Below are 17283 nucleotides of genomic sequence, written 5' to 3' on the forward strand. Positions count from 1 at the left end.
CGACGGCCCGCCGCGCGTCTGCGCCTCAGCCGGCGGGAGCGAAGCGGTAGCCCATGCCCGACTCGGTGACCAGGTAGCGAGGGTGCGCGGGGTCCGGCTCGAGCTTCCGCCGAAGCTGGGCCATGTAGAGCCGCAGGTACCCGGAGTCGTTGCCGTGCGTCGGACCCCAGACCTCGGTCAGGAGCATCTCGCGGGTCATCAGGCGGTCCGGGTTCGTGACCAGGACCTCGAGCAGACGCCACTCGGTCGGCGTCAGTCGGATGGCCGGCCCCTCGGCCGGGGTCACCTGCTTCGCGACGAGGTCCACGAGCAGCGAGCCGATCGCGATGGTCGGGGTCTCCTCCGACGCAATCACCCGCCGCCGTCCGAGTGCCCGCAGCCGGGCGAGCAGCTCGTCCATCTGGAACGGCTTCGTCACGTAGTCGTCGGCCCCGGCGTCGAGCGCGTCGACCTTGTCCGACGAGTCGGTCCGGCCGGAGAGCACCAGGACCGGCACCTGTGACCAGGCACGGACGCCCTCGAGCACACCGATGCCGTCGAGCCGGGGCATCCCGAGGTCGAGCAGCACCAGGTCGGGGCGTTCCGTGATGACGGCGTCGATGGCCTCGCGCCCGTCCCTGGCGGTGACGACGTCGTACCCCCGTGCCGCGAGCGTGACGGCGAGCGCCCGGACGAGCTGCGCGTCGTCGTCGGCGATCAGGACCTTCATCGGACCTCCACTCCCACGTGCCCGGCGATCGGCAGGCGCACCACCACGGTGAGCCCACCGCCCGGGGTGTCGTCGACCTCGATCGTGCCGCCCATGCCCTCGGTGAACCCGCGCGCGAGCGCAAGCCCGAGCCCCAGACCGGTGTCGTTGTCCGTGTCGCCCAGGCGCTGGAACGGTTGGAACACCTCGCCGCGGCGGTCCTCCGGGATGCCGGGGCCGTGGTCGGCGACGCGGAGTTCGACCCCGCCGGCGAAGGCGCTCGCCGCGACCCGGACGTGGGTGCCGTCGGGTGCGTACCGCGCGGCGTTCGCGAGCAGGTTCACGACGACCCGCTGCAGCAGCACCGGGTCGGCGAGCACCGGCGGCAGGTCGGCGGGCAGGTCGAGGTCCACGTCATCGGGGCCGAGCTCGAGCTCGTCGAGTGCGGGGGCGACCACCGTCTCGAGCGCGATCGACGCGGGGGTGACCGCGAGGACCCCGGCCTGCACACGACTGACGTCGAGCAGGTCGGCCAACAGCACCGCCAGCTGACCGAGGCTCTCGTCGGCGGTCGCGAGCAGCGCCTCCCGGTCGGGTCGCGACAGCTCGATGTCGGGCGCACGCAGCGTCTGGACGGCGGCGGAGGCCGCTGCGATGGGTCGGCGCACGTCGTGGCCGACGGCCGCGAGCAGCGCGCTGCGGACGCGGTCCGCGGCGGCGATGCGCTCGGCGCCCACGGCCGTCCGCGTCAGCTCGCGGTGCTCGACGGCCGCGTCGAGCTGCTGCTCGACGACGCGCAGCAGACGGCGCTGGGTGGGGTCGTCGGGCGCGCCCGCGAACTCCAGGACGGCACCGGACGGGAGGCTCGTGGTCGCGTCCGGCGTCGCACCGAACGTCCCGGACGTGGCCGGTACCTCGTCGCCCTGGCGGATCCGGACCCCGGCGAAGCCGAAGGCCTCTCGGGTGCGGTCGAGCAGGGCCTGCAGGGCGTCGTCGCCGCGGAGCACGCTGCCGGCGATGCCCATCAGCAGCCCGGACTCGGCCGATGCCCGACGTGCCGCACGCGACCGCCGGGCGGACCGGTCGACCACGAAGCTGACGAGCACCGCACTGATCACGTACATCACCAGGGCGAACAGGTGCCACGGCTGCTGGACGGTGACCATGTAGAGGGGTTGCACGAAGAAGTAGTCGAGGCTCAGGCCGGACAGCACCGCCGTGAAGACGGCCGGCCACATCCCGCCGACGAGGGCCACGACGAGCACGAGCAGCTGGTACGCCAGAACGTCCACGGTGATGGCGTCCGGGTCGCTGCCGAACGACAGCGCCCAGGTGAGCAGCGGGCCGACCAGGAGCGAGAGCACGAACGCGGCGACGATCCGGCCGCGCGACAGGCTGCCGCCGAGCTTGGGCAGGGTGATCCCACCGCCGGCCCGCTCGTGCGTGACGACGTGCACGTCGATGTCGCCGGACTCACGGATGACGGTGTTGCCGATGCCGGGACCGGTCATGGCGGCCGCCAGACGACTGCGGCGGCTCACGCCGATCACGATCTGGGTGGCGTCGATCGAGCGGGCGAACCGGACGAGGGTGCTCGGCACGTCGTCGCCGACGACCTGGTGGTACGTGCCACCGAGCTGTTCGAGCAGGGTGCGCTGGGTGCCGAGCGCGCCGGGGTGCCGTTCGCGCAGCCCGTCGTTCGTGGTGACGTGCACGGCGGCGAGCTCACCACCGGCGCTCCGGGCGGCGATGCGCGCCCCGCGGCGGAGCAGGGTCTCGCCCTCGGGACCGCCGGTCAGGGCGACGAGCACCCGCTCGCGGGTCTCCCACCGGTGCTCGATGCCGTGCTCGGCGCGGTAGGCCTTGAGCGCGTCGTCGACCTCGTCGGCCAACCAGAGCAGGGCGATCTCGCGCAGGGCGGTGAGGTTGCCGAGTCGGAAGTAGTTCGACAGCGCGGCGTCGATCCGGGCCGCCGGGTACACGAGCCCGTCGGAGAGCCGCTCGCGCAGGGCTGCCGGGGCGAGGTCCACGACCTCGATCTGGTCGGCCGCACGCACCACGGCGTCGGGGACGGTCTCGCGCTGCACGGTGCCGGTGATCTCGCGCACGACGTCGCCGAGGGACTGCATGTGCTGCACGTTGACGGTGCTCACCACGGAGATCCCGGCGGCGAGGAGCGCCTCGACGTCCTGCCAGCGCTTCTCGTGCCGGCCACCGGGGGCGTTCGTGTGCGCGAGTTCGTCGACGAGGGCGATCTCGGGTGCCCGGGCGATGACGGCGTCCAGGTCGAGGTCGTCGAGTTCGACCCCGCGGTGCACGACGGTGCGGCGTGGCACGACCTCGAGCCCGTCCACCAGCGCTGCGGTGGCGGCGCGCTCGTGCGTCTCGACGACGGCCACGACCACGTCGCGACCCTCGTCGAGCAGCCGACGCCCTTCTTCGAGCATCGTGTAGGTCTTGCCGACACCGGGCGCCGCACCGAGCAGGACCCGCAGCTTCCCGCGCTTCACGTGCTCATCCTCTCGCGTCGACGGGCCGACGCGGGGGCTGCGCCGCGCGCAGAGCGGGATCGCGCCCCCGTGCGGTCATCGCGCCCCGCTGAGCCGGGGCGCGATGACCCCCGCGGGGCGCGATCGGTCACGAGGACGCCTCGGCCAGCGCCAGGTTCAGGGCGAGCACGTTCACGACGGGCTCGCCGAGGACCCCGAGCTGCCGCGACGCCGTGTGCGACTCGACGAGCGCGCGGACGTCGGCCTCCGACAGCCCCCGCGCGGCGGCCACCCGCGCCACCTGCTGCGCCGCGTACTCGGGGCTGATGTGCGGGTCGAGGCCCGAACCGGACGCCGTCACCGCGTCGGCGGGGACGTCGGCGACCGGCACCCCGTCGGCCTCCGCGACGGCGGCACGACGCTCCTGCACGGCCTGGAGCAGGTCGGGGTTGTTCGGCCCGAGGTTCGAGCCGGACGAGCTCTGCGCGTCGTACCCGTCCCCCGCGGCGGAGGGGCGCGACTGGAACCAGCGGTCGGCCTGCTCCCCCGCGAACGACTGGCCGATCAACGACGAGCCGACGACCTCGCCGGAGGAGTCCCGGACCACCGAGCCGTTCGCCTGGTCGTGGAACACGCCCTGACCGACCCCCCAGACGGCGAGCGGGTAGCCGACGCCCAGGACGACGGTGGCGAGCAGGGTGAGGCGGACCGCCACACCGGCGGATCGGACGGTGGAACGAAGTGTCATGACGAGAACCCCGGGATGAGACCGACCACGAGGTCGATGAGCTTGATGCCGATGAAGGGGACGACCACGCCGCCCAGCCCGTAGACGAGCAGGTTGCGGCCGAGGATCGACGACGCTGCGGCGGCGCGGTACTTGACGCCACGCAGGGACAGCGGGATGAGCGCCACGATGACGAGCGCGTTGAAGATGACCGCCGACAGGATCGCCGACGACGGACTGTGCAGTCCCATGATGTTGAGCGCCGCGAGCCCGGGGAACGCCGCCTGGAACATCGCCGGGATGATCGCGAAGTACTTCGCGACGTCGTTGGCGATGGAGAAGGTGGTCAGGGCCCCGCGGGTGATGAGCAGCTGCTTGCCGATGCGGACGACGTCGATGAGCTTGGTCGGGTCGGAGTCGAGGTCGACCATGTTGCCCGCCTCCTTCGCCGCCGTCGTGCCCGTGTTCATCGCGACGCCGACGTCCGCCTGCGCCAGGGCCGGGGCGTCGTTGGTGCCGTCACCGGTCATGGCGACGAGGTTGCCGCCCTCCTGCTCCCGCTTGATGTAGGCGAGCTTGTCCTCCGGGGTCGCCTCGGCCAGGAAGTCGTCGACGCCGGCCTCCTTCGCGATGGCCGCGGCGGTGCGGGGGTTGTCGCCGGTGATCATCACCGTGCGGATCCCCATCTCGCGCAGCGACGCGAAGCGGGATGCCATGCCGTCCTTGACGACGTCCTTCAGGTGCACGACGCCGAGCAGCTCGACCGTGCCCGACGCGTTCCGCCGACCGACGACGAGCGGTGTCCCGCCCTGGTCGGAGATCTCGGCGACGCTGGCGTCGATCGCGCTGACCAGACCGGCTTCGGAGGTCTCCGCCCAGGCGAGCACTGCGGCAGCGGCTCCCTTGCGGATCTGCGAGCCGTCCGGCAGGTCGAGCCCCGACATGCGGGTCTGCGCCGTGAACGGCACCTCGACCGCGCCGGCCGGCAGGTCCGGCGTCACTCCGGCGTCCGCGGCGAGCGACACGATCGAGCGACCCTCGGGCGTCCCGTCGGCGGCACTCGACAGCGCGGCGGCCTCCATCAGCGAGGACTCGCTCACGCCCGGGACGGGCACGACGCGCGACGCCCGGCGGTTGCCGTACGTGATCGTGCCGGTCTTGTCGAGCAGCAGCGTCGTGATGTCCCCGGCGGCCTCGACCGCACGGCCCGACATCGCGAGCACGTTGTGCTGCACGAGCCGGTCCATGCCGGCGATGCCGATCGCCGAGAGCAGGGCCCCGATGGTGGTCGGGATGAGGCAGACGAGCAGGGCGATGAGCACCGGCACGCTGACGGTCGCGCCGACGAGCCCCGCGATGGGCTGCATGGTCAGGCAGACGATCACGAAGACGATCGACAACGATGCCAGCAGGATGTTCAGCGCGATCTCGTTCGGCGTCTTCTGCCGTGCCGCACCCTCGACCAGGCGGATCATGCGGTCGATGAAGGTCTCACCCGGGGTCGACGTGATGCGCACCACGATCCGGTCGGACAGCACGCGGGTGCCGCCGGTGACGGCGCTGCGGTCACCGCCGGACTCGCGGATGACCGGAGCGGACTCACCCGTGACGGCCGACTCGTCGACCGACGCGATGCCGTCCACGACGTCGCCGTCACCGGGGATCACCTCGCCCGCGACCACGACGACCACGTCGCCCTTGGCCAGGTCGACGGACGCGACCTCCTCGGTCTCGTTCGCCGTCGCGGCCGCATCGGCCTGCGAGTACCCGACCACCCGGCGGGCGCTCGTGGTCGAGCGGGTCTTCCGCAGGGTGTCGGCCTGCGCCTTGCCCCGGCCCTCGGCCACCGACTCCGCCAGGTTGGCGAAGAGGACGGTGAGCCAGAGCCACACGGCGATGGCGATCGTGAAGGCGGACGGCTCGACGACGGCCGCCGCCGTCGTCAGCGCCGCGCCGACCTCGACGATGAACATGACGGGGTTCCGCCACATCAGTCGCGGGTCCAGCTTCCGCAGCGCGCCCGGGAGGCCCGCCACCAGTTGGCGGGGTCCGAATGCGGACGAGCGGGTGGCCGGCTCCACTGCGGTGCGCGGTTCCGGCTCGGTGGTCACGGTCATGACAGTCCTTCTGCGAGCGGGCCCAGTGCGAGCACCGGGAAGTAGGTGAGTGCGGTGACGATGACGGCGACGCCGCCGAGCAGCCCGATGAACAGCGGGCGGTGGGTGGGCAGCGTGCCGGTGGTCTCGGGCACCCGGTCCTGGGCGGCGAGGGACCCGGCGAGCGCCAGGACGAACACCATCGGGACGAAGCGACCGAGCAGCATCACGACGCCGAGCGCGGAGTTCATCCACGTGGTGTTCGCGGTGAGCCCACCGAAGGCCGAGCCGTTGTTGTTCGCGCCCGAGGTGAACGCGTAGAGCAGCTCGGACAGGCCGTGGTTGCCGGGGTTGAAGATGGACGTGCCGAGCACCTGTTCGCGGACGCCCGGGATCACGAGCGACAGTCCGGTGCCCAGGAGCACCAGGCTCGGGGTGACGAGGATGTACAGCGCCGCGAAGGTCATCTCCTTGGCGCGGATCTTCTTGCCGAGGTACTCCGGCGTGCGGCCGACGAGCAGGCCGCCGATGAACACCGTGATGACCGCGAGTACGAGCATCCCGTACAGGCCGGATCCGACACCGCCCGGAGTGACCTCGCCGAGCATCATGTTGAGCATCGCCATCATCCCGCCGATCGGCGTGAAGCTGTCGAACATGCCGTTCACCGCACCGGTCGAGGTGGCGGTCGACGTGGTGCCGAACAGCGTCGTGCCGAGGATCCCGAACCGGGTCTCCTTGCCCTCCATCGCCGCGCCGGCGACCTGCGTCGCGACCCCGGCTCCGCCGAGTTCCGCGATCGACATGACCGAGAGCGACACGAGGAAGATCGCGCCCATCACGGCGAGGATCGCGTACCCCTGCCGGTCGTCGCCGACCAGCCGACCGAAGGTGCGCGGCAGCGAGAACGGGATGACGAGCATGAGGAAGACCTCGACCAGGTTCGTCCACGCCTGCGGGTTCTCGAACGGGTGCGCCGAGTTCGCGTTGAAGTAGCCGCCACCGTTCGTGCCGAGCTCCTTGATCGCCTCCTGCGAGGCGACGAAGCCGTCCGGGATGTGCTGCGTGCCGCCGAGCAGCGTGGTGACGTCGGTGCCGCTCCCCCACGACTGCACGACACCACCGGCGACGAGCACGATCGCGAAGACGAACGCACCGGGCAGCAGCAGCCGGCCGACACCGCGGACGACGTCCACCCAGACGTTGCCGAGCGTGCCCGACTTGCGGCGTGCGAAGCCGCGCACCAGGGCGACGGCGACCGCCAGGCCGACGGCGGCGGACAGGAAGTTCTGCACCGCGAGGCCGGCCATCTGCACGGTGTAGCCGACCGTGACCTCGGGCGAGTACGACTGCCAGTTCGTGTTCGCGACGAACGACGCCGCGGTGTTGAACGCAAGCGACGGTCCGACGGCGGGGAGTCCGAGGTCGCCGGGCAGGACGACCTGGATGCGCTGCAGCAGGTACACGAGCAGGAGCCCGGTGGCGCTGAAGAGCAGGACGCCCCGCAGGTACACCGGCCACGACTGCTCGGCGTCCGGGTCGACCCCGATCAGCCGGTAGACCCCGCGCTCCACCCGGTTGTGCCGGACAGGCGTGTACACGCGGGCCATCCAGTCGCCGAGAGGGCGGTACGCGACGACGAGCAGCAGGACGAGCGTGGCGACCTGGGCGATGCCCGCCCAGACGTCCCCGGCGCCCGACGCGCTCACGGCGCCCACTAGAAGCGCTCCGGACGCACGAGCGCCCAGACGAGGTACACGACTGCGGCGATGCCGAGGACGGCGGCCGCGATGGTGATGCCGATCACAGCCGTTCCACCCCCTTGGCGAGCAGTGCCACCACACCGAACACGGCGAGGACACCGGCGACGACGAACACGTCGAACACGAAGGACTCCAGAAGGTCTGCGGTACCCGCGCCGGGCGGCACGGGACGGCACCACGAGTGGTGCCGAACCGATGCTGGGTCCTGCGCCGGGCCTCCAGGCCGCCCCTAACGGTTCCCTCACGCCGCCCTGACGGACGCATGCGCCGCCCTAACGCGTGCGGCGGCCCCAGCTCAACCGGCCGCGATCACGAGACGTCTCGACAGCTCGAGGACCGCACCGCGCAGCTCGTCCGGCCCCTCGACACGCACCGGGACGATCAACCCCGCGACCACGCCAGCGAGCCCGTCCCACGACCACGAACCGAGGGTGATGCGGCAGCGGTCGCCGTCGATCTGCTCGACCACGGCGTCCTCGGGCAGGTAGGGCGCGATGGTCTGTGCGTCGTCCACCGTGGTGGTCACCGAACCGGTGCACGGCCAGACGTCGTCGACCGCCGAGCCCTTGAAGCGCGCGGACACGAACGCGGCCGCGTCACCCCCGGGGATCGGCGTCGGCGTGAACGGGACACGGGTGCGCATCCGCGGCGTGATCCGGTCGATGCGGTGCGTGCGCCAGTCGTCACGGTCCAGGTCCCGGTCGAGCAGGTACCACCGACCGTTCCGGGCGACGACGGCGTGTGGCTCCACCCGGTGCGGGGTCTCGTCCTCGCCGTACCCGAAGCGGAGGACCTCGCGCAGGTGGACGGCCTCGCTCACCGCGACGAGGACGTCGGGATCGGTGCGCGTCCCGCTGGGCCCGGTGACGGCCTGGACCGCGTCGACCCGGGCTCGCAGCCGTGCGGGCATCACCTGGCGGACCGTCGCGAGCGCGCGGGCAGCAGACTCGGCGACGTCCGCGCCCGAGGCCGGGGCCACGGCGAGCGCCAGGGCGATCGCGGTCGCCTGGTCGTCGTCGAAGAGCAGCGGCGGCAGGTCCGAGCCTGCCTCGAGTCGGTAGCCCCCGGCCGGTCCGCGGAGCGCCTCGACCCGGTACCCGAGGCCACGCAGGCGATCGACGTCGCGGCGCACGGTGCGGGGACTGACCGCGAGCCGCCCGGCCAGCTCGTCGCCCGGCCAGTCGCGGTGCACCTGCAGCAGGGAGAGCAGCGCGAGCATGCGTGCGGAGGGTCCGGCCATGTCGTCCATCTTCGTCCGAGAAGCGGACATGATCTGACCGCATTGCCCGTCATCCTCGTCCCATGAGCATCGAAACGACAACCCACCTCAACTTCGACGGCGACGCCCGCGCGGCGCTCGACTTCTACGCATCGGTCTTCGGCGGCGACGTCACGGCCGCGACCTACGGGCAGATGGGCGCCCTGGACGACCCGGCCTGGGCCGACCGCATCGTCTTCGGCCAGGTGTCCACCGACGCCGGCTTCCGGGTCATGGCCTTCGACGTCTGGCCCGGTCAGCCCTACGACCAGGGCTCGAACGCGTTCTACGTGTTCGTGCACGGCGACGACACCGCCGAGATCGAGCGGTACTGGGCCGCCCTGTCGGACGGCGCCGAGGTCCGGCAGCCCCTCGAGCCCTCGGCCTGGGCACCGTTGGCCGGCCAGCTGCGCGACCGCTTCGGTGTCGTGTGGCAGCTGGACGTCGCTCCCGCTGGCGACTGATCCGTCCTGACGGCCGCGGTCAGCGCGTCGGCGTCCACGTCGACACGGTGACCGCGGCCGTCACCGTCGCCGGCGCGAACACGGCGTCGGCCGCGACGTGGTGGTGGCTCGGCCCCATGTGCACGACGTCGTGGACGTCCTCCGCCGACAACTCCATCGTCCACGTCAGGTCCTCCGAGGACCGCAGCGCGAACGACGGCGTCAGGGAGTCGTGCAACCGCCGCTCCTTCTCCGGGTCCACGGAGATCGTCGCCGCGGCGAGCTCCGCCAGGTGGCCGGTCCGCGGGGTCACCACGGCGAGCACACCGTCCGGGTGCAGGACGCGGGCGTACTCGGTCTGGTTGCGGGGTGCGAAGACGTCCAGCAGGACGGCTGCAGCGCCGTCGACGATCGGGAGGCGCTCGGTCACGTCCCCGACGACGGCCCCCGCCCGCTCGTGGGCGCGTGCCGCACGCCGGATCGCGACGGGCGACAGGTCCAACGCCACCCCCAGTCGTCGAGTCAGCTGACGGCCGACAGGTGCAAGCGCGTCCGGCGCCACCCCCAGTCGTCGAGTCAGCTGACGGCCGACCGGTGCAAGCGCGTCCGGCGCCACCCCCAGTCGTCGAGTCAGCTGACGGCCGACAGGTGCAAGCGCGTCCGGCGCCACCCCGAGCCTCCCGTCCGCCGCGCGCAGCGCATGCGCCAGGTACGTCCCCGGGCCGGAACCGACGTCGAGCACGATGCCCGGCGCGGTCACGTCCGCGACGATCGCGGCGAGCGACCGCTCGACGGGCGCGTAATGCCCACGCCCCAGGAACCGCAGCCGCGCGTCGACCATCTCGGGGGTGTCCGCGGTGAGTGCCCGCCGCTTCGCGGGCAGGAGCGTCAGGTGGCCCTGCTTCGCCTCGTCGAACCGGTGTCCGTTCGAGCAGCCGACCTGTCCGCCGTCGACGCGACCGAGGGGCGCGGCGCACACGGGGCAGGCGAGCATCGGCAGCAGGTCGTCACGCACCGGCCCAGCGTACGGGCCTCGGTAGCCTGACCGGATGTCGCTGCAGCAGCTCTTCGGCCTCGACGGACGCACCGCACTCGTGACGGGAGGCAGCTCCGGCATCGGCCGCGCCATCGCCACCGCACTCGCGGACGCGGGTGCCCACGTGCTCGTCGCCGCCCGGACGTCCGCCACCATCGACGACGCCGTCGCAGGTATCCGCCAGGCAGGCGGTTCGGCCGACGGCATCGTCGCGGACCTGTCCTCACGTGCCGGCGCACACGCACTCGCCGACGCCGCCGGAGACGTGGACGTCCTGGTGAACTCCGCCGGGATCAACCTGCGGCCGCCGATGCCGGACCTCGACGAGGCCACCTGGGACGCCACGATGGCCGTCAACCTCGACGCCCCCTTCGTGCTCGGCCAGCGGCTCGCGCCCGGCATGGCCGCGCGCGGCCACGGCCGGATCGTGTCCATCAGCTCCCAGCAGGCCCACCGCCCCTTCGCCGCCAGCGGCGCGTACGGGGTCTCCAAGGCCGGCCTGGAGGCACTGGCCCGGTCCCAGGCAGAGGCGTGGTCCGCGCAGGGGGTCACCTCGAACGTCCTCGTCCCCGGTTTCGTGCGCACCCCGCTCAACGAGCGGCTCGCTTCGGACCCGGCTGCCGTGTCGGCCCTGGCGGCACGGACGCTGGTCGGCCGGAACGGGCTCGCCTCGGACTTCGCCGCGGCGGCGGTGTTCCTCGCCGGACCCGGGTCGGCGTACGTCACCGGGCAGTCGATCGCGGTCGATGGCGGGTTCTCCGTGCACTGAGGCCGTCACGCACGGACGGTGGGGTGCTGGGCAGCAGTACGGTCGGGACATGGCAGTCATCGAGCAGGCAACGCTGCGCCCCTCCAAGGCCGAGGCGCTCGCCGCCTGGCTCCCCGACCAGGCGTGGAGCGGCGTCGTCGCGGGAGCACCGCTCGAGGTCGTCGGGCAGTTCCGGTTCGACGACCCCGCAGGCGAGGTCGGCGTCGAAGTGCTGCTCGTCCGCACCGAGGACGGCCGGGTCCTGCAGGCGCCACTGACCTACCGGGACGCACCACTGCCCGGCGCCGACGCGTTCCTGGTCACCGAGATGGACCACTCCGTGCTCGGGCGACGGTGGGTGTACGACGCGGTGGGCGATCCGGTCCATGCCGACGTGCTGCGCCGAGCGATCGTCACCGGCGGGCACGAAGCGGAGCTCGAACTGGCGAACGGTGCCGGGCAGAGGCCGAAGGACGCCTGGGCCCGCGGTAGCGGCTCCGAACCCGACTCCCCCAGCGTCACCTCGGTGCGAGCGACCACTGCGGACGCCGCGACGTCGATCACGACCGACCACGGCACAATCGTCATCGCTCGGGTCGTCGGCACGGCCCTGCCCGAGGGCGAGACGCTGACCGGGACGTGGACGGACCGCTCCGGGGTGCTCGCCGTCCTGCTGCCCGACCACGGCTGAGGTACTGGCAGGGCCTGCCTGCACCGGGGTCGGGCTGGCAGGATCGAGGGCGTGAAGACACTGGAGTTGCCACAGACGGACCTCACCGCCTCCGACGTCGTCGTCGGACTGATGCGGATCAACGACATGAGCGACGAGGACATCCGCTCGCTGTACGGCGCCTCGCGCGACGCGGGCGTGACCATGTTCGACCACGCCGCGGTGTACGGCGAGTGGCACGGGTGCGAGGAGCGCTTCGGCGCGGCCGTCACGCTGTCGCCGGCCGAGCGCGCCGAGATCGTGCTGCAGACCAAGGTCGGCATCCGGCCGACGCCGAACGGCGCGTACTTCGACTTCTCGTACGAGCACATCATCGAGTCCGTGCACGAGTCGCTCGAGGCCCTGCGCACCGACTACGTCGACGTGCTGCTGCTGCACCGGCCCGACGCCCTGGTCGAGCCGGAAGAGGTCGCGAAGGCCTTCGACGAGCTGCACGCCGCCGGCAAGGTGCACCACTTCGGCGTCTCGAACCACACGCCCGGCCAGGTCGACCTGCTGCGCCGATCCGTGCAGCAGCCGCTCGCGTTCAACCAGGTGCAGCTGAGCATCACGCACGCCAACGTGATCTCGCAGGGCCTCACGGCGAACATGGGCGGCCTCGACCAGTCGGTCGACCGCGACAACGACATCCTCAACTACTCACGGATCAACGACATCACGCTGCAGGCCTGGTCGCCGTTCCAGAAGGGCTTCTTCGACGGTGTCTTCCTGGGCGACCGCGAGCAGTACGCCGACCTGAACGACGTGCTCGAGGAGGTCGCAGCAGCCCACGGCGTCACCCCGACCGGGATCGCGGTCGCGTGGATCACCCGCCACCCCGCGCACTTCCAGGTCGTCCTCGGCACGACGAACCCGCAGCGCGTGCGCGACTCGGCGGCCGGCTCGGACGTCGAACTGTCGCGCGAGGAGTGGTACCGGATCTTCACCGCGGCCGGACACACCGTTCCCTGAGCCGGAACGGCCCGGTCGCCCTCGTCACTCGAGCCGCGTGGGACGGCGCACAACCAAAGTGAGACGGCACTGCGTTTCCGCGCGGCGCGAGGTCACTCCGGTTGTGCGAACCGGTCCCGAACCGCGCGCTAGACGCCGGGACGCTCCTCGGGGCTCGGCTCCGGCACACGCACGTCCACCGGGGACACCGATGCGGGGTCGGCAGAGGCACCGCCCACGACGTCGAACGAGATCCCCAGCATCGCCGGGTCCTCGTCGAGCTCCAGCCGGTTCTCGCTCATCTGGTCCTCGGGGATCGCACGGCCGCCGGACGGATCGAACGAGTTCGCAATCGACATGCGGACGAGCATGCCGGTCGCAGGTGAACGGGGCCTCTGAACCACCCCGGCACCACCGGTCAGTCGGCGAGGTCCTCCGGGTGCAGGCGGTCGCCGGCTTCGGGGCGCCGGAACACCGGGCCGCCGCCGGCCTCGTCCTCGTCCTCGTGCCCCACGGGCGAGACGCCCGGGTCGGCGGAGTCGGGGCCGACGTCGGCGCCGCGGTCCTCCTCCACCTCGAGCTCGGACTCGTCACTGCCGTCCACGGGGGTGGACCGGCCCTGCTGTTCGGGATCGAACGGTGCGCTCATCGACATGGGCCGAGCATGCTCCCGCTCGGTGAACGCCGGGTCAACGTTGTCCGTCGGCCGCGATGAGCTCGAGCTGCGTCAGCGCCAGGTCGGTGCCGGCGGTGATGGTGAACGACGACCCGCCGCCGATGATCCGGAACACCCGGGTCTGGCCGGCCCAGGCGAACTCCGCACCGTCGACGGCGGTGACGGCGTCGTCGAGGGCGACCTGCCACGAGTAGGACCCGGGCGAGGCAACGGTCACGGTGTACAGCGAGGCGGCGGGGCACGACACGTCGAAGCACACGGACTCCCCCACGGCGAGCGCCGTGACGGTGCGGCCGGTGTCGTCGGTCAGCGCCGAGGCCCCGACGGGCAGGACGTCCACGGGGGCGTCCCGGTACCCGTGCACGTCGGAGGCCGAGACGGGGCGGGTGTCCGATGCCCAGCCCTGGGGTTCGTCGGACAGGGTGAACTCGATCCGCGACGCGGCGACGACCACGCTGTGCGGGATGGTGACCGAGGTCCAGGGCGAGCCGTCGACCGTCACCGACGCGATGTAGGCACCCGTGGAACCGTCGGCGACCTCGATGACGGTGGGCGGGCCTCCCCCTGCCGACACGGGCTGCTGCAGCACCGTCCGGCGGACCGACGGTGGCACGAGCACGTAGGTGCCGGTCGACGGCGCCAGCGGGTACAGGCCGATCGTCGCGAAGACGTACCAGGCGCTCATCTCGCCGTTGTCCTCGTCGCCGGGGTACCCCTGCCCCAGGTCCGAGCCGACGAACAGGCGCTCGAGCGATTCCCGGACGATGCGGTGCGCGTCGTCGTGCCGCCCGGTGAACATCGGGAAGAACGGGATGTGGTGCGCCGGCTGGTTCGACAGGCCGAGCATGCCCATCCGCACGTCGCGGGCCTCGGTCATCTCGTGGATGGGGAACCCGTACGAGCCGGACCGCGCCACGGCACCGGTCTCGGGGGTGGCGAAGAACGCGTCGATGGCCGCGTCGAACCGCTCGGGTCCGCCGTGCAGGTCGACGATGCCGGCCCCGTCGTGCGGGGCGGTGAACGCGGTGCCCCACGCGTTGGTCTCGGTGTAGTCCTCGCCCCAGTCGCGCGGGTCGAACTCGGTGCCGACCCGCCACGAGCCGTCGGGGTCGCGGCCGATGAAGAACCCGCGCTCCGGGTCGAACACGTGCCGGTACTGCAGGGACCGTCGGGCGAACCACTCGGCCTCGGCCTCGTAGCGCGACAGGTCGGCGGGCGTCTCCGCCCGCGACGCGAGCAGACCGGCCATCACGGCGAGCCCCCAGTCGTTGATGGCGGCGTCGAGGGTCCAGGACATCCCCTCGGACGTCGCGGTGTCGACGTGGCCGCGGAAGGCGCCCGGGAGGCTCCCCTTGCGTCCGACGCGCTCGTCACGCGGCGGGACGGTCGCGTTCCGCACCGCGCTCCGGTACGCCTGAGCGAGGTCGAAGCCGCGCACGCCCTTCGCGGCGAGGTCGGCGAAGACGGTGTCGCTCGTGGTGCCCGTCATGCAGTCCTCGGCACCAGGCGCACTCCACCGCGGGGTCCACCCGCCGTCGTGGTGGTGCTCGACGAAGCCCTGTGCGAGCTCGCCCGCGGTGTCCGGGGTGAGGAGCCCGAGCAGCGGCCACGCCGTCCGGTACGTGTCCCAGAACCCGTTCGTCGTGGTGAACGGACCGTCGACGACCTCGGGCCCCGGCTCGTCGCGGATCGGCTCGGCCAGCACGTCGCCGTACGGGGAGCGGTGCCGCGGGCTGCCGGTCAGCGCGGTCTCGCCCGCACGGTTCGGGTAGAGGAACAGCCGGTAGAGCCCGGAGTACAGGCTGGTCAGCTGGTCGGGCGTCGCCCCCTCGAACGACAGCGTCGCCAGCTCCTCGGTCCACAGCTGCTCCGCGCGGGCGCACATGGCGTCGAACGGTCCGGCGGCGTCGAGGTTCGCGCGGGCGTCCTCGATCGACACCGTCGAGATGCCGAGCAGGACGTCGACGTCCCCGTCGACCGTGAGCCATCCGCGCAGCTCGTGCTCCCCGACGCTCGTGTGGTCGGCGGTGACCCGTGGGATGCGCACGTGCACGTGGTGCGGTGGCGTGCCCGGCCGGTCGTCGAGCAGGCACTCGACCACGGCCGTGCCGTCGGCGACCGTCACCGAGACGTCGGACACCCGGCCGTGGTGGTCGAGCACGACGGACCTGGTGCCGGTGAAGCGGAAGCCCAGCGCGAACTCCCCCGCGGTCATCTCCGCCGTCACGCCGTGGTCCAGGGCCACGCGGTACCGGTGCGGACCGTCCTGCTCGTGGTCGTGGTCGAACCCGAGCGCACGGGCCGCCCGGTCGACGTCGGGGGTGTCGAGCGGCGACGGCATCACCTGGAACACCCCGCGGTCCCCCATCCACGGCGACGGGATGTGGCTCGTCGCGAAGGCCTGGATCGCCGGGCGCAGGCGGCCCTCGGTGTCGAGGCGGTCGTGCTCCTGGTACGCGTAGGGCCAGCGGTTGCTCGAGGCGTCGGTCATGGGCAGGCCGAAGACCCCGCCGTGCGGGATGCCGACGAGTGGGGCGTTGTTGCCGCGGGAGAACCGGGAGGACGCCTGGGTGCCGCGCGTGGTGCGGACGTGGTCGAGCGGGCTCGCCGGGGTCGGCCGCGCGGGCTCGATGCGGACGGCGTCGAGCCAGCCGCGCAGTGCGGGACGCTGCCCGTCGGAGCCCGCAGCCGGCGCATCGGAGCCGAGCCGGGCCTCCAGGCGGTCGACGACCAGCCCCGCGAACGGCGAGAGGTCCACCGCCCGCCGGTTCCACTGGTCGACCCACTGCTTGCGGGCGGCGTCCTGCGCCGCCGGGGTGGGCGCGTCGCCGTACTGGTCGCGAGCCCCGGCGTGCTCGCTCAGGCGGGTGCCGTCGGCGAAGACGACGTCGAGTGCGAACGCGGTGGCGTCCCAGAAGTGCGGCAGGTCCGCCTCGGACGGTTCCGTCGCACCGTCGGGCAGGGTGCGCTCGGGGAACCACACCCACGACAGCTCGTCGCCGGGCTGGACGGTCCGGCCGGCGAACCCGGGGACGACCGCCTCGGCCGTGGCGTCACCCGCTGGTCGCTCGACGAGCCACCCCTCGGCGGATCCGAAGCCGACACCGTTCCGCGCCGCGACGGCCGTCGTCGGCCCACCGCTCCGTTGCAGTTCTCGCACCGTCCGAGCCTATTTGTTCCAGTCGCTGGACGAAACCTCCGGCGTGTCAGCCCTGGTCCGGGATCCCGTCCTGCCCCTTGGTGTGCCCGGGCGCGCTCCCGGACCGGCCCGGGCCGGACTCCGACGCCGGGTCGACCGCACCCGCCCCGCCCTGCGGTGCCTGCACCGGGTTCGACGCGGGGGTGCTCGGCTCCGGACCGACCGGGGCTTCCTCGCTGGGCTCCGCCGGCTCGCTCGGTTCCTCGGCGGGCTGGCTCGGCTGCTCGGCGGGCTGGGACGGCTGCTGCTCCGGCTGCGAGGGCTGCTGCTCGGCCGGCTCGCTGGGCTGCTGCTGGTCGCTCGGCTCGTCGTCGGGCTGCTCGCTCGGCTGCTGCTCGGTCGGAGCGGTCGAGGTGGTGTCCGTCGGCGCGGGGGTGCTGTCGTCGTCGCCACCGAGGGCGAACACCGCGACCCCGATGCCGATGAGCACCAGGACGACCACGATGATCGCCGCGATGAGCGGGCCGCGCTTCTTCCGCTCGGGCTCGTCCGCGGGGGCC

16 protein-coding genes and 1 pseudogene are annotated in these 17283 nt (G+C 72.5%); 4 read left to right on the plus strand and 13 right to left on the minus strand.

Going from position 1 to position 17283, the window contains the following annotated elements; all coding sequences use genetic code 11:
• Positions 1–25: 25 nt before the first annotated feature.
• The 8 genes from LEL83_RS07060 to LEL83_RS07090 all read right to left on the minus strand — a co-directional run bounded on the left by LEL83_RS07060 (position 26) and on the right by LEL83_RS07090 (position 9003).
• Positions 26–709 carry a response regulator gene (locus LEL83_RS07060; protein ID WP_225558273.1) on the minus strand — a complete coding sequence of 228 codons (684 nt, stop codon included), beginning with the start codon at positions 707–709 and terminating at the stop codon, positions 26–28.
• Entirely contained in the window at positions 706–3198 is a 2493-nt protein-coding gene (locus LEL83_RS07065; protein WP_225558274.1) for an ATP-binding protein, read from the minus strand. The genes LEL83_RS07060 and LEL83_RS07065 overlap by 4 nt, the downstream gene beginning before the upstream one ends.
• A 127-nt stretch (positions 3199–3325) precedes the next feature.
• Positions 3326–3925, minus strand: coding sequence for a potassium-transporting ATPase subunit KdpC (gene kdpC / locus LEL83_RS07070; RefSeq protein WP_225558275.1), 600 nt, complete (start codon positions 3923–3925; stop codon positions 3326–3328).
• Positions 3922–6021 (minus strand): potassium-transporting ATPase subunit KdpB, encoded by a 2100-nt coding sequence (gene kdpB, locus LEL83_RS07075; RefSeq protein ID WP_198657065.1) that lies wholly within the window; start codon positions 6019–6021, stop codon positions 3922–3924. Before kdpB ends, kdpC begins: the two co-directional genes overlap by 4 nt.
• Positions 6018–7709 carry a potassium-transporting ATPase subunit KdpA gene (kdpA, locus tag LEL83_RS07080; protein ID WP_225558276.1) on the minus strand — a complete coding sequence of 564 codons (1692 nt, stop codon included), beginning with the start codon at positions 7707–7709 and terminating at the stop codon, positions 6018–6020. The genes kdpB and kdpA overlap by 4 nt, the downstream gene beginning before the upstream one ends.
• An 8-nt stretch (positions 7710–7717) precedes the next feature.
• Complete coding sequence (locus LEL83_RS07085; RefSeq protein WP_017887940.1) at positions 7718–7807, minus strand: potassium-transporting ATPase subunit F; 90 nt, start codon at positions 7805–7807, stop codon at positions 7718–7720.
• Positions 7804–7929, minus strand: a complete 126-nt coding sequence (locus LEL83_RS15905) for a hypothetical protein (protein WP_263867284.1) — start codon at positions 7927–7929, stop codon at positions 7804–7806. The genes LEL83_RS07085 and LEL83_RS15905 overlap by 4 nt, the downstream gene beginning before the upstream one ends.
• A gap of 129 nt (positions 7930–8058) precedes the next feature.
• On the minus strand, positions 8059–9003 hold the full coding sequence (locus tag LEL83_RS07090; protein ID WP_225558277.1) for a helix-turn-helix transcriptional regulator: 945 nt from the start codon (positions 9001–9003) through the stop codon (positions 8059–8061).
• Positions 9004–9065: 62 nt separating this feature from the next.
• On the opposite strand from LEL83_RS07090, the gene LEL83_RS07095 reads away from it, so the two are divergent.
• Complete coding sequence (locus tag LEL83_RS07095) at positions 9066–9485, plus strand: VOC family protein (protein WP_225558278.1); 420 nt, start codon at positions 9066–9068, stop codon at positions 9483–9485.
• A gap of 19 nt (positions 9486–9504) precedes the next feature.
• On the opposite strand, the gene LEL83_RS07100 is transcribed toward LEL83_RS07095, so the two are convergent.
• On the minus strand, positions 9505–10479 hold the full coding sequence (locus LEL83_RS07100) for a putative RNA methyltransferase (RefSeq protein ID WP_225558279.1): 975 nt from the start codon (positions 10477–10479) through the stop codon (positions 9505–9507).
• 34 nt (positions 10480–10513) lie between these two features.
• Here LEL83_RS07100 and LEL83_RS07105 point away from each other — a divergent pair, with 34 nt between their 5' ends.
• Genes LEL83_RS07105 through LEL83_RS07115 form a run of 3 tightly spaced genes read left to right on the plus strand, consistent with a single transcriptional unit; the run spans position 10514 to position 12929 of the window.
• Positions 10514–11269, plus strand: coding sequence for an SDR family NAD(P)-dependent oxidoreductase (locus LEL83_RS07105; protein WP_225558280.1), 756 nt, complete (start codon positions 10514–10516; stop codon positions 11267–11269).
• 49 nt (positions 11270–11318) lie between these two features.
• Positions 11319–11939, plus strand: coding sequence for a CG0192-related protein (locus tag LEL83_RS07110; RefSeq protein WP_225558281.1), 621 nt, complete (start codon positions 11319–11321; stop codon positions 11937–11939).
• 51 nt (positions 11940–11990) lie between these two features.
• A complete protein-coding gene (locus LEL83_RS07115; RefSeq protein WP_225558282.1) occupies positions 11991–12929 on the plus strand; it encodes an aldo/keto reductase in 939 nt (312 codons plus the stop codon).
• Between the two features lie 128 nt (positions 12930–13057).
• Here the strand turns inward: LEL83_RS07115 and LEL83_RS07120 are convergent, their stop codons facing one another.
• The 4 genes and pseudogenes from LEL83_RS07120 to LEL83_RS07135 form a co-directional block, all read right to left on the minus strand.
• Positions 13058–13267, minus strand: coding sequence for a hypothetical protein (locus LEL83_RS07120; protein WP_225558283.1), 210 nt, complete (start codon positions 13265–13267; stop codon positions 13058–13060).
• 59 nt (positions 13268–13326) lie between these two features.
• A complete protein-coding gene (locus LEL83_RS07125; RefSeq protein ID WP_225558284.1) occupies positions 13327–13563 on the minus strand; it encodes a hypothetical protein in 237 nt (78 codons plus the stop codon).
• A gap of 34 nt (positions 13564–13597) precedes the next feature.
• Positions 13598–16744: a GH92 family glycosyl hydrolase gene (locus tag LEL83_RS07130; protein WP_225558285.1), complete on the minus strand. Its 3147-nt coding sequence runs from the start codon at positions 16742–16744 to the stop codon at positions 13598–13600.
• Between the two features lie 46 nt (positions 16745–16790).
• A pseudogene (locus tag LEL83_RS07135) lies at positions 16791–17283 on the minus strand (hypothetical protein); the annotation flags it as partial.

Source organism: Curtobacterium oceanosedimentum (assembly GCF_020297365.1).
In the GTDB taxonomy this organism is placed as follows: Bacteria; Actinomycetota; Actinomycetes; order Actinomycetales; family Microbacteriaceae; genus Curtobacterium.